Below are 11420 nucleotides of genomic sequence, written 5' to 3' on the forward strand. Positions count from 1 at the left end.
CGCCCCTAATAGGCTGATTCGCATGCCTGCCGGAGCCACCGAATGACCGCACAGACGTACCGCGACCCGATCGTTCTCGACGACCTCTCGGCGGAGTACCCGCCGCACGGCGCATCAGCAGGGTGTGTCGCCCTGCGCGGCATCAGCCTCCGCGTCCGGCCCGACGAGGTACTGGGCATCCTCGGCGAGAGCGGCTCGGGCAAGAGCACGCTCGCGCGCATAGTCTCCGGCAGGGCGGGCGCCGACGGGGGAGCGGCACCACGGATCACCGGCGGTGACGCGACGGTGATGGGTCATTCCATCAGACGGCTGCGCCCCCGCGACCGGAGCGTGCTGACGTTCAGCGTCGGCTACCTGCGACAGGACGCCGGTGCCCGCCTCGACCGGGCGCTGACCGTCTCGGACCTCGTTTCCGCTCCGATCTACGAGCGGGACAAGCGCTTCAGCAGACGCGAGGCCGGGCTGCGCGTCGCCTCCCTGCTCGACTCGGTGCAGTTGCCGCTCGGTGTGCTCGACAAGTACCCGTACGAGCTCAGCAGCGGCCAGCGGCAGCGGGTGGCGATCGCGCAGGCGCTGGTGCTCGGGCCGAGCGTGCTCGTCGCCGACGAGCCGACGGCAGGCATCGACGTGACGGTGCGCGACTCCGTCGTCGACCTCCTGGCCAGGCTGCACGGCGAGCACGATTTCGCCGCGGTCATCGTCAGCCACGACGCCCGTGTGCTCAGGCACGCCACCGCCACCGTGGCGGTGCTGCAGTCCGGATCGCTGGTCGGTTACGGCACCATGGAAGACGTCTTCACCGCGCCGACGCACCCCTACGTCGCGCAGCTCGCGGAGGCGCTCCGGCTTAGCGAATGACTGCGGTCTCGGCGCCGCGCCCGGCACCGCCTGTCGATTTGTCCAGGCGCCGCGCTTTGGTAAAGTAGGGGAGCCCCGCGGGGGCATTCCTCCATAGCTCAATTGGCAGAGCAGCCGGCTGTTAACCGGCAGGTTCTTGGTTCGAGTCCAAGTGGGGGAGCGTCAAGGCCTCGCCGCATCAACGGCGGCGGGCATACGGTCGATAACGTCATGAATCACGCTGTCGACGTCTTCCAGGGTCAGGGCTGGTTGCAGCTCGGCGAGTTGGCGCTCGCGTTCGTGCTCAGCGCCCTCGTGGGTCTCGAGCGGCAGCTGCGCGGCAAGAGCGCAGGGCTTCGCACTCAGGCCATCGTCGGCACGTCCGCGGCACTGTTCCTGCTGGTGAGCAAGTACGGCTTCACGGACGTTCTCGGCCCTCACGTCTCTCTCGACCCATCCCGCGTCGCGGCGCAGATCGTGACCGGCATCGGGTTTCTCGGGGCCGGGCTCATCCTCACGCGTCGCGGCGCCGTGCACGGCCTGACGACCGCGGCATCCGTGTGGGAGACCGCCGCGATCGGCATGGCTGCCGGTGCCGGGCTCTGGGTGCTCGCGCTGGCCGTGACCGCCTTGCACTTCGTGATCGCCTACGGTCTCACGGCCGTCACACGGCTGCTGCCGCGCGGTCGCAACGCTCAGCTCCAGCTGGAGGTGGTGTACCGCGACGGCCGTGGTCTGCTCAGGGATGTTCTGACCGCGATCACCGGAAGCGGTTGGGTGGTCAGCCGCACGGACCACCACGCGGCGGGCGATGGCCTGGCCGCCGTGCTGTTGGAATTGCGGGGCCCCGATGACGCGTCCCGGCTGATCGACGCTCTGAGCGATATCGACGGCGTCAGCAGCGTGCAACTGGTGTCCGAGGACGACCTGGAGTAGAGCGGAGCATCCACCCCCGTGAGTAGCGTTGGAGCCATGTCCGATCGCTCCGACCTGCTCATCACCGCAGACGAACTCGCCGCCGCGCTGAACACCGCCGACGGTCGCCGTGTGAGGCTCCTCGACGTGCGGTGGCGCCTGGATATGCCTGACGGACGGCCCGCCTACCTCGCCGGCCACATTCCGGGCGCCGTGTACGTGGACCTCGACATGCAGCTGGCGAAGAAGGGCGACGCCCGCCAGGGCAGGCATCCATTGCCGCCGATCGCGCAGTTCAAGAGGGATGCCCGCGCCTGGGGTACCGACGACGGCGACCGCGTGGTCGTCTACGACGACCTCGGCAACATGTCGGCTGCCAGGGCATGGTGGCTCCTGCGGTACGGCGGATTCGACGACGTGCGGATGCTCGACGGCGGCCTGCGCGCGTGGCTCGCCTCCGGCCGAGAGCTGGAGTCAGGGCCCGTGCATCCTGCACCTGGCACCGTGTCGTTGAGCTACGGCCACCTCCCGGTCGTCTCCATGGACGAGGCGCTGCACGTTGGGCACCACGGGGTCCTCTTGGATGCCCGAGCGCCGGAGCGGTACCGCGGCGAGACCGAGCCGATCGACCCGCGCGCCGGGCATATCCCGGGGGCACGCAACACGCCGACGACCGCCAACGTTGACGAATCCGGACGGTTCCTCGATGCCGGCTCGCTACGTGAACGTTTCGAGGCCGCCGGTGTCACTGAGGACATCCAGGTCGCGACGTACTGCGGCTCCGGGGTGACGGCGGCGCACAACGCAGCCGCGCTGATGATCGCGGGCTTCCGGCCCGCCTTGTACCCGGGGTCGTGGAGTCAGTGGTCGCAGCACGCCGACCGTCCGGTCGCCACGGGCGACGAGCCGGCCGACGACGAGCAGCACGACGTACTCCGCGGGGAGTAGGCACGACCGGCCAGGCGGCCGACGGGTCGGGCGCTGCCGCTGGCTAGCATGAGGAGATGCCGCACCCGCCCTGGCTGCGCACCGGGCCCGATCCGGCGCCCGAGATTCGCACCCGCCGATCCTGGCGCGGACGGGTCTTCGCCACCGCGCTGAGCATCTTCGTGCAGCTGCCCGGACTCGGGTTCGCCTTCGCGGGCGCGTGGCACCACGCCCGCGGTCCGGTCGATGTCGTGTCGGTGGGATCCGTCGTGCTCGGTATCGCGGCTGCGGCGCTTCTGCTGCTTCCATCGCGCAGGGCCGGCGTGGTCGCCGTCGCGGCGCTCGCGGTTCCGGCGATCGCGCTGGCACCGGGCCCGCCCGCCGCAGCACTGGCGGTGGCGATCGCGGTGGCACGCGCGGTGCTCGGCGGCGCGGCGATCTGGGCGTGGTGCACGCTGGCCGGGGTCGGGCTTGCCGGGATCGGCTGGATCGTCGGGCAGGGCGGGGGAGCGGCGGGGATCCGGGTGCTCGCCGTCACCGTCGCGCTCTGCGTGGTCGCGGCCGCAGCCAGCGGCGCGAGTGGCAGGCGGGAGCGATTCCGCATCGCAGCCCGCGAGGAGGCCTCCCGCCGGCGGTCGGCCGCAGAGGAGGAACGTCTGCGCATCGCCAGGGAGCTGCACGACGTTCTGGCGCACTCGCTGTCGCAGATCAGCGTGCAGGCGGGCGTCGGACTCCACCTGTTCGACGACGACCCTGAGAGCGCGAGGCAGAGCCTGCGTTCCATCCGCGAGACGAGCGCGACGGCGCTCGACGAGGTGCGCGGAGTGCTCGGGATGCTCCGGCAGTCCGACGACTCGGCGAAGACGTCTGCGCCGCGGCGCCCTGAGCCGACGCTGCACGCCCTGCCGGCGCTGCTGGAGGAGACCCGGCGGCTCGGGCTGAGCGTCGAAGCGCACGGCGACGCCGCGACCGGTGCCTGGACGGGCGACCCGCCCGTGTCGGCCGCCACCCAGACCGCCGCGTATCGCGTCGTGCAGGAGTCGCTGACGAACGTGCGACGGCACGCGCCCGGCGCCCTCGTGAAGGTGGAGGTGGGTGTCGAACGGGATGCCGTAACCCTTCGCGTCGAGAATGGCCCGCCGCCGACCGCCGCCGAGCTCGGGGCGGCCAGAGAGGAGCGGGCACCTGGTCGGGGCATCCTGGGGATGCGCGAGCGGGCCGCAGCGCTCGGTGGCACTCTGGAGGCCGGGCCGACCGTGGCGGGCGGATTCGTCGTGACCGCCCGCCTGCCGATCGGACCGAGGGGCGCTGCCACACCCCGAGAGGAGACCACGTGATCCGCGTCGTTCTGGCAGACGACCAGCAGCTCGTGCGGGCCGGATTCCGCGCGCTGCTCGACCACGAACCCGACATCGAGGTGGTGGGCGAGGCATCCACGGGCCGGGAGGCCGTAGCCCTGGTTCGACGCGAGCGGCCCGATGTCGTGCTCATGGACATCCGCATGCCCGACGGCGACGGCCTCTGGGCGACCTCGGAGATCGTGGGGGATGACGCACTGCAGGGCGTGCACGTCGTCATCGTCACCACATTCGAGCTCGACGAGTACGTGTCAGAGGCGATCAGGTCCGGAGCCAGCGGCTTCCTGGTGAAGGACACGGACCCCGTCGAGTTGATCCGTTCGGTGCGCGTCGCGGCCGCGGGCGATGCGCTCCTTTCGCCCGGTGTGACCCGGCGACTGCTGTCGCGCCTGGCCGGATCCGTGCGCCCCGAGGTGACCGCCGCCGTGCTCGAGCCGCTCACCGAGCGGGAGCGTGAGGTGCTCGCCCTCGTCGCGGAGGGCCTGAGCAACGCCGAGATCGGTGTGCGGCTCTTCATGAGCCCGCTCACCGCGAAGACACACGTGTCGCGCATCTTGACGAAACTGGATGCCCGCGACCGCGTGCACCTCGTGGTCATCGCGTACGAGTCGGGGCTCGTGGCTCCAGGCCGGTTCTGACCGCACCTGCCCTGCTCCGGCGGGATCCGGCTCGTGCTCCCAGAGGAGCAGAAGGATGTCTCCCGCCGGCGGACGCGCCGGCACTGGCCCTGGAACGAACCTGGAATCGGCTCGAACCGAGCCCGTTCACGTATCAGAAAGGTTCTCGCATCATGGTCAGCGCACTCTTGTCGACTGCGAGCGCGGCGCCCGTCGCGGTCGCAGCGCACTGGGGCGGCCCGTGGGCCGGGGGATTCTTCCCGTTCTTCCCACTGTTCTTCCTCATCCCGATCTTCTGGATCCTCGTGATCGGATTGATCGTGTTCCTCGTCACCAGGCGCCGCAGGGCGTACTGGCGTGAACACGGACCCGGCCAGTTCGGCCCGTACGGAAGCTGGGCGGCGAGCAACAACGCCGAGTCGACTCTCGCCGAGCGCTTCGCGCAGGGCGACATCGACGAGGTGGAGTACCGCAAGCGCCTCGAGGTGCTGCGGGCCAACCGTCCTGGACCGTCGCCCCGCTGATGGGACACCGCCGGTTGAGCTGCGAACCCGCGCTCAGCCGGCGGCGGTTCGCGAATGCGCGCTCAGCCCTCGAGGTGGTCGATCCCCGGAAGCCAGCTCTGACCGGGAACGCCCCAGCCGCGCTTGCGCTCGACCTTCGCCGCCGTGCGCGCGGGGCCGTCGGTGAGTCGGTCCACGTACAGGAGGCCGTCGAGGTGGTCGTACTCGTGCTGGAAGATCCGGGCGAGCCAGCCATCCGCGCGCACCTCGAACGGCTGCTGCTCCAGATCGACCGCCTGCAGAATTGCTCGTGGGGAGCGACGAAGCGGGAATCTCTCGCCGGGGAAGGACAGGCATCCTTCCGACTCCGTCTCGGGGTCAGCGTCACCGGCAGGCACCGGTGCTATCCACAGTGTCGGGTTGATCGCGACCCCGCGGTGCCGAGTATCGGAGTCATCCGTCCAGTCGTAGACGAAGAGTCGCTTGGCCACCCCGACCTGCGGACCGGCCAGCCCGACCCCCGGGGCCGCCGCCATCGTGTCGTACATGTCCTCCACCAGTTCGTGCAGGACGGTGTCGAACTCCGTCACCTCGCTGGCTGGGGAGTGCAGCACGGGATCGCCGCAGATGCGGATCGGAAGAACGGCCATTCGACCAGGGTATCGGCGCGCATTGACGTTAGTGTCGTGAGGTGATCTTCGACCTGGCGGCAGCCTCCGGCGACCTCACCGCGCTGCAGCCACGCCAGTTCATCGGCATCCCGATCGCGCTGGTCGGAGCCGTGTTCCTCTCGCTCGGCGCGCAACTGCAGCACCGCGGCGTGACCAAGGTCGAACGGCACACCGACCACGACGGCCGCGGCGGGCTTCAGCTGAAGCAGCTCACGATGCTTCTGTCCCGGCCCTCCTGGGTCTTCGGCACGCTCATGCTGGGCCTGGCCATCGTGCTCCAGCTGACCAGCCTGGCGTTCTCGCCGCTCATCGTCGTGCAGCCGTTGGGTGCCGTGTCGCTCGTCATCACGGCGATCATCAATGCCCGGGTGAGCGGAAATCGGTTGAACAAACGCACGATCCTGGCGATCTGTCTCTGTGTGGGCGGCGTCGGCGCGTTCGTCGTCATTGCCGCCTTCGCGGCGCGTGAGGTCCCCGTCACCGAGAGCGATCTCGTCGAGATCCTCATCGTGCTCGGCATCGTGCTGGTGCTCTTCGGTGTGGCGTTCGTCGTCTTCCGCGCGAATCTGCCTGCCATCGGCTATGTGGTCGGTGCCGGCGTGCTCTACGGGTTCGTCGCGACCCTGGCGAAGTCCGTGATCTCGCGCATCGAGCAGCAGGAATTCGACGTGCTCACTCTCTGGTGCGTGCTCGCGCTCCTGGCGGCCGTCGGCCTCGGCGCGTACTTCGTGCAGAACGCCTATGCGTCCGGGCCGCCCGATCTCGTCATCGCCGGGCTCACCGTGATCGACCCGCTCGTCGCCGTCACGATTGGCATCACCATCCTGAACGAGGCAGCTGCTGCACAGTTGTGGCAGATGCTCGCGTTCCTGCTCTGCGGCGCCGTCGCGATAGTGGGAGTCTTCCTGCTGGCCCGCGTTCATCCGGGTGTGCGCTCGTATGACGACGCGGCCACACCCGAAACACCGCACGGAGAGGGCTCTGCATAGACTGGGGCCTGGATCCCGCCCGGTCTCGCCTCCCCGGTGCCTGGGAAAGTGCCGGGCCCCTTCGGCGCAAGAAGCATGAAGAGAAGGACGACTCCTTGACGGACTCACGCGACGCGGTTGCGGAACCCTCGCCTCCCGCGACCTCGCAGCGCAAGCCCCTGAAAGTACTGATCGGTGTCGACACGTTCGCACCCGACGTCAACGGCGCGGCCAGGTTCGCAGAGCGACTTGCGGCTGGCCTTGTTCAACGCGGACACGAGGTGCACGTGATGGGACCGTCTGCGGGTCGCAGGCACGGCACCTGGATCGAGGAGCACGAGGGTCAGCGCATGATCATGCACCGGCTGTACAGCTGGCGCTGGCCCCCGCACCCGTGGCTCCGGTTCGCGATGCCGTGGACCATCAAGCGCAACAGTGCGCGTGTACTCGACGAGGTGCGGCCAGACGTCGTGCACTTCCAATCCCCTGTCATCGTGGGTCGAGGGCTGGCGATCGAGGCGCAGAAGCGCGGAATCCGTCTGATCGGAACCAACCACCTGATGCCGGAGAACATGGTCGAGTTCTCTCTCATTCCTTCGTCGCTGCAGAAGTGGTCGGTGGGAATCGCGTGGAAGGGTGCCGGACGCACGTTCCGACGCGCCGAGGCGGTGACCACGCCGACGCACAAGGCGGCCCAGTTCCTCGAAGAGCACACCGGACTGCGCGGTGTGTATGCCGTTTCGTGCGGAGTGGATGCCCACAAGTACACGCCGAACTTCGAGCCGCGTACCGAGAATCGCATCGTCTTCGTGGGACGCGTGACAGGCGAGAAGCAGATCGACGTCCTTCTGCGTGCGGTACGGATGCTTCCTGATGACCTCGACGCGAGGCTGGAGATCGTGGGTGACGGCGATCAGCGCAAGCACCTCGAGCAGCTCGCCGAGCAGTTGGGTATCGCCGACACAGTGACGTTCACCGGCTATGTCTCCGACGACGAGCTCCGCGAGGCCTATACGAGGGCGACGGTGTTGGCGATGCCGTCCATTGCAGAGCTCCAGTCCATTGTGACGATGGAAGCGATGGCATCCGCTCTGCCGGTCGTCGCCGCAGACGCTATGGCGCTTCCGCACCTGGTGCACGACGGGCAGAACGGATACCTGTTCCGGCCGGGCGATGCCGCGGACCTCGCGCGGAAGCTCGAGCGTGTACTGCGGATGCCGGAAGACGAGCTCACCGCGATGAAGAAGGAGTCTCTGCGCCTCATCGCGGCCCACGACATCCAGCGCACGCTGAACACTTTCGAGTGCCTGTATCGTGGTGAAGCGGTGCCCGACCTCGTCACGGACGATGTCGCACCGGCCGACGCGGAGTGACCGCGTCGCGCCAGGGGCGGTAGCTCAGCTGGTTAGAGCATCGGACTCATAATCCGCCGGTCACGGGTTCAAGTCCCGTCCGCCCTACTTCCCTTGAAAACACTGGGAACGGCAGCCATTGAATGGCTGCCGTTCTTGAATTTCAGGAGCGGTTTGCCCACATTTTGCCCACATTTGTTTCGCCGACTTCGTTGAGTCGGTCGGCGACGGCGTCGAGGTCGTCGTCGAAGAGGTCGCTGTAGGTGTCGAGGGTCATGGCGGCGGAGGCATGTCCGAGCATGCGTTGCACGGCCTTCACATTCGCTCCGGCGCTGACCGCGAGCGAGGCCGCGGTGTGCCGGAGGTCGTGGATCGTCATGGGCCGCAGGCCGGCCTGTTCGAGCGCGGCGTCCCACCACGAATTGGCGGTCATGGTCGGTGTGCGCTGGTAGCCCCCGTGCCCGTCGTCGAAGACGATGTCGTCTCTGGTCTTGCCTTCGCAGGCGGCCGCGAGTGGGATGGCGAGGAACTTCGGATAGGGAACGCTGCGACGCTCGTGGGTCTTGGGAGTGCCGACCAGGATCGACCCGTTCACGTAGACGGCGTTCTCGGCGACCATCAGCCGCCGTCTGAGCGTGTCGATGTCCCGGACGCGCAGTGCGGAGGCTTCACCCCACCGCAGGCCCGTGTAGGCGAGCAGGGCGATGATCGCGGCGTGATTGCCGCTGGCTTCCACCAGCTCGGCGACCTGTTCGTTGGTCAGATAGACGTGTTCCTTTGAGGTCCGGCGGGGGAGTTTCACCCCGCGTGCCGGGTTGGACGAGATCAAATGGTCTTTCACGGCCGTGTCGAGGATGCCGGCGAGGATGTCGTGGCAGCGGCGCACGATCGTCGGCGACTTCGGCTTCTTGCCCTCGCTGCCGGCGCCGAGCTGGGTGATCCAGGCTTGTACATCGCTGTGCCGAATGGTGCCGATCATCCGCTGCCCCCAGTGCGGCTCAACGTGCAGCCGCCAAGCGGACTCGTAGACGTAGGCCGTCGAGGGTTTCACGTGCGACCGGGATGCCAGCCATGCGGCGCCGAGGCGGCCGACGGTGGCTCGTGCAGCGGCCGGGTCGATGAAGTCTCCGGTCGCCTTCTTCATCTCCACCGATGCCAGGAACAGTTCGGCCTCGTGCTTGGTACGGAAGCCCCGCTTGTCGGTCTGTGAATGATCGGGCTTGCGGTACCTGACTCGGTAGCGCTTGCCGGCGGCGGACTCGTAAGCCGTGATGCTGCCCATCGCTAGACCCTCCTGTTCGAGTCGGTGATTCGTTGGCTGAGCGCTTGCCGACTCAGCCCGGTCCGTGCGGCCAGCGAGTTCCAGCTTTCGCCCACCTGCCGGAGCTGGGCCACCAACTCGTCACGCTCGGCACGCAGGACATCCTGCTCATGCTGGAGTCGGCCGATCGCCCGTCCGAGGTGATCGAGTCGTTCGAGGGCGTCGGCGCGCGTGCCCCATCTGTCTTCCAGCTCGCATAGTGCGCCGGCGGCGTGCCGCTGCGCGGCGAGGCGCTCCTGCTCGACCGCATGTCGGATCGTCGCTGCGTCGTGTTGCCGTCGTTGTCGCTCGTACGAGTTTGAACGTCGCTTGGCCTTGCTTGAGATCCCCCGATTTCCCATGCAAGGAGGTTTACAGCCAACCCCTGTCATTGCGGGCGCAATGACAGGGACCCACTGAAAGTGCCTGCGTGCATTGCCACTTTCGATTCTTGGTCTCTTCGTCGCTTCGTCGTCAGACTCGTGTCTCTCCTGGTCTTCCCCGTCACCCACTTTCGCGTCTCCCGTTCGACCCCGGATTCTTCATATTCGTTTCGAGGAGCGCCTCGCCGACGAGTTGTCAGGACGCGCGTCCGACACCCCTTCTAGCGGCCTCCTTCGGGGCGCCTTTGCGTTCTTCCGTTGCTGCCTGGATGATGATCGACTCAGATTCTGGTATCGGAACGGAGGTGAGCTCTACGGCCGGGAAAGAGGAGTACGGCTAGTGCGGCGCCGATTGCCGCTCCGATGAGTTGCGCGGGTAGGAATACGGCCGCGGTGGTGGGGTTGATGCCGGCGAAGCTGTCGGTGAAGATCCGGCCGAGCGCAACGGCGGGGTTGGCGAAACTCGTTGAGGATGTGAAGAAGTACGCGGCGGCGATGTAGGCGGCGACGGCGACGGCGACCGCGCGGTGGGCGGGTCCGCGGGCGAGGGCGAAGATCACGAGCACCAGGCCCGCGGTGGCGACGATCTCGCCGCCCAGGTGTCCGGGGGTGAGCCGGTTGGTGGTGCTGATCGCGACCGGAGCATGTCCGAAGATCGTGTTGGCCAGCAGCACGCCGAGGACGCCACCGATGAACTGCGCGGGCAGATATCCGGCCAGGTGTTTCCAGGGGCGACCGCCGAGCGTGACGTCGACCAGTGAAACGACCGGGTTGAGGTGAGCACCGGAGATCGGGGCGAGCACGACGATGATCACGTACAGCGCCAGCCCGGTGGCGGCCGCGTTGATGCCCAGCCGGATACCCGGGTCCGTGGAAAGCGAGGCTGCTGCGATGCCGGAGCCGACCACGGCGAGGGTGAGCATGCCGGTGCCCAGTAGCTCGGCGACGCAGGCCCGCCAGAGTGGATGCCGCCTGGTCATTCAGACCGTGGTCAGTAGGCGGGCGACCGCGTCGAGCGCACCGGGAACGAGGCGGTAGTAGTGCCAGGTGCCGCGCTTGGTCACGGTGAGGTATTCCGCGTCGACGAGCACCTTCAAGTGGTGGGAAACGGTGGACTGGCTGAGCCGGAGCGGGTCGGTCAGGTCGCACACGCACGCCTCGCTGTCTGCGTGCGCGGCCACCATCGACAGCAGTCGCAGCCGGGCCGGGTCCGCCAATGCTTTCAACGACTTCGCCAGGGACTCCGCGTTGCCGGTGTCGATCGGCTCGCGGGTGATCGGGGCGCAGCACGCTTGCAAGTCGCGGATCGGCAGGAGTTCGGTGACGGACATGAGACCATTCTCCCATATAGATTGACAGTCATCGATGTTTAATCGCAGACTGTCTGCATCGACGCTTGTCGATGGAAGGAGGGTCGATCATGACTGGTTGTTGTGACCCGGAAGAGGGCTGCTGCGAGCCTGGCTGCTGCTGACCCCTTCGGGCGGGGCCCCCCCCCCACAAGGGGGGCGGGCCCCCCCAAAAAAAAAAACAAAAAAAAAAAAAAAAAAACCAAACATTTTTGTTTGGGAACCACAACCGCCGCCCGC

The 11420-nt window shown here is 67.8% G+C and carries 13 protein-coding genes and 2 tRNA genes; 11 read left to right on the forward strand and 4 right to left on the reverse strand.

Annotation, left to right across the window (positions count from 1 at the left end; all coding sequences use genetic code 11):
• Positions 1–42 precede the first annotated feature (42 nt).
• From ACTHNC_RS12060 to ACTHNC_RS12090, 7 genes are all read left to right on the forward strand, one after another.
• A complete protein-coding gene (locus tag ACTHNC_RS12060; protein ID WP_440294846.1) occupies positions 43–858 on the forward strand; it encodes an ATP-binding cassette domain-containing protein in 816 nt (271 codons plus the stop codon).
• Positions 859–945: 87 nt separating this feature from the next.
• Positions 946–1018, forward strand: a tRNA-Asn gene (locus ACTHNC_RS12065).
• Between the two features lie 50 nt (positions 1019–1068).
• A complete protein-coding gene (locus tag ACTHNC_RS12070; RefSeq protein ID WP_440294847.1) occupies positions 1069–1773 on the forward strand; it encodes an MgtC/SapB family protein in 705 nt (234 codons plus the stop codon).
• Positions 1774–1809: 36 nt separating this feature from the next.
• Entirely contained in the window at positions 1810–2700 is an 891-nt protein-coding gene (locus ACTHNC_RS12075; protein WP_440294848.1) for a sulfurtransferase, read from the forward strand.
• A 56-nt stretch (positions 2701–2756) separates the two neighbouring features.
• A complete protein-coding gene (locus ACTHNC_RS12080) occupies positions 2757–4016 on the forward strand; it encodes a sensor histidine kinase (RefSeq protein ID WP_440294849.1) in 1260 nt (419 codons plus the stop codon).
• The gene (locus tag ACTHNC_RS12085) at positions 4013–4675 is read left to right on the forward strand and encodes a response regulator transcription factor (RefSeq protein WP_440294850.1); all 663 of its coding nucleotides are present in this window, start codon (positions 4013–4015) and stop codon (positions 4673–4675) included. Before ACTHNC_RS12080 ends, ACTHNC_RS12085 begins: the two co-directional genes overlap by 4 nt.
• Before the next feature lie 152 nt (positions 4676–4827).
• Entirely contained in the window at positions 4828–5178 is a 351-nt protein-coding gene (locus ACTHNC_RS12090) for an SHOCT domain-containing protein (RefSeq protein ID WP_440294851.1), read from the forward strand.
• A gap of 62 nt (positions 5179–5240) precedes the next feature.
• On the opposite strand, the gene def is transcribed toward ACTHNC_RS12090, so the two are convergent.
• Positions 5241–5807, reverse strand: coding sequence for a peptide deformylase (gene def / locus ACTHNC_RS12095; protein ID WP_440294852.1), 567 nt, complete (start codon positions 5805–5807; stop codon positions 5241–5243).
• Positions 5808–5848: 41 nt separating this feature from the next.
• Between def and ACTHNC_RS12100 the strand changes: the two genes are divergently transcribed.
• From ACTHNC_RS12100 to ACTHNC_RS12110, 3 genes are all read left to right on the forward strand, one after another.
• Entirely contained in the window at positions 5849–6817 is a 969-nt protein-coding gene (locus ACTHNC_RS12100; RefSeq protein ID WP_440294853.1) for a DMT family transporter, read from the forward strand.
• 95 nt (positions 6818–6912) lie between these two features.
• Positions 6913–8169 (forward strand): glycosyltransferase, encoded by a 1257-nt coding sequence (locus ACTHNC_RS12105; RefSeq protein ID WP_440294854.1) that lies wholly within the window; start codon positions 6913–6915, stop codon positions 8167–8169.
• Positions 8170–8182: 13 nt separating this feature from the next.
• A tRNA-Ile gene (locus tag ACTHNC_RS12110) sits at positions 8183–8256 on the forward strand.
• A gap of 55 nt (positions 8257–8311) precedes the next feature.
• On the opposite strand, the gene ACTHNC_RS12115 is transcribed toward ACTHNC_RS12110, so the two are convergent.
• Entirely contained in the window at positions 8312–9430 is a 1119-nt protein-coding gene (locus tag ACTHNC_RS12115) for a tyrosine-type recombinase/integrase (RefSeq protein ID WP_440294855.1), read from the reverse strand.
• 44 nt (positions 9431–9474) lie between these two features.
• On the opposite strand from ACTHNC_RS12115, the gene ACTHNC_RS12120 reads away from it, so the two are divergent.
• Positions 9475–9669: a hypothetical protein gene (locus ACTHNC_RS12120; protein WP_440294856.1), complete on the forward strand. Its 195-nt coding sequence runs from the start codon at positions 9475–9477 to the stop codon at positions 9667–9669.
• A 443-nt stretch (positions 9670–10112) separates the two neighbouring features.
• Here the strand turns inward: ACTHNC_RS12120 and ACTHNC_RS12125 are convergent, their stop codons facing one another.
• Together ACTHNC_RS12125 and ACTHNC_RS12130 are read right to left on the reverse strand one after the other, a co-directional pair.
• Positions 10113–10811: an aquaporin gene (locus tag ACTHNC_RS12125; RefSeq protein WP_440294857.1), complete on the reverse strand. Its 699-nt coding sequence runs from the start codon at positions 10809–10811 to the stop codon at positions 10113–10115.
• Positions 10812–11162, reverse strand: coding sequence for an ArsR/SmtB family transcription factor (locus ACTHNC_RS12130; protein ID WP_440294858.1), 351 nt, complete (start codon positions 11160–11162; stop codon positions 10812–10814).
• Between the last annotated feature and the right edge of the window lie 258 nt (positions 11163–11420).

Origin of the sequence: Humibacter sp., from assembly GCF_051954055.1 — a bacterium.
GTDB lineage: Bacteria > Actinomycetota > Actinomycetes > Actinomycetales > Microbacteriaceae > Humibacter.

Bases quoted from the DNA above. Each gene is read 5' to 3' on its own strand.
- ACTHNC_RS12060 (WP_440294846.1), top strand. From the start codon at position 43: ATGACCGCACAGACGTACCGCGACCCGATCGTTCTCGACGACCTCTCG.
- ACTHNC_RS12070 (WP_440294847.1), top strand. From the start codon at position 1,069: ATGAATCACGCTGTCGACGTCTTCCAGGGTCAGGGCTGGTTGCAGCTC.
- ACTHNC_RS12075 (WP_440294848.1), top strand. From the start codon at position 1,810: ATGTCCGATCGCTCCGACCTGCTCATCACCGCAGACGAACTCGCCGCC.
- ACTHNC_RS12080 (WP_440294849.1), top strand. From the start codon at position 2,757: ATGCCGCACCCGCCCTGGCTGCGCACCGGGCCCGATCCGGCGCCCGAG.
- ACTHNC_RS12090 (WP_440294851.1), top strand. From the start codon at position 4,828: ATGGTCAGCGCACTCTTGTCGACTGCGAGCGCGGCGCCCGTCGCGGTC.
- def (WP_440294852.1), bottom strand. From the start codon at position 5,807: ATGGCCGTTCTTCCGATCCGCATCTGCGGCGATCCCGTGCTGCACTCC.
- ACTHNC_RS12115 (WP_440294855.1), bottom strand. From the start codon at position 9,430: ATGGGCAGCATCACGGCTTACGAGTCCGCCGCCGGCAAGCGCTACCGA.
- ACTHNC_RS12125 (WP_440294857.1), bottom strand. From the start codon at position 10,811: ATGACCAGGCGGCATCCACTCTGGCGGGCCTGCGTCGCCGAGCTACTG.
- ACTHNC_RS12130 (WP_440294858.1), bottom strand. From the start codon at position 11,162: ATGTCCGTCACCGAACTCCTGCCGATCCGCGACTTGCAAGCGTGCTGC.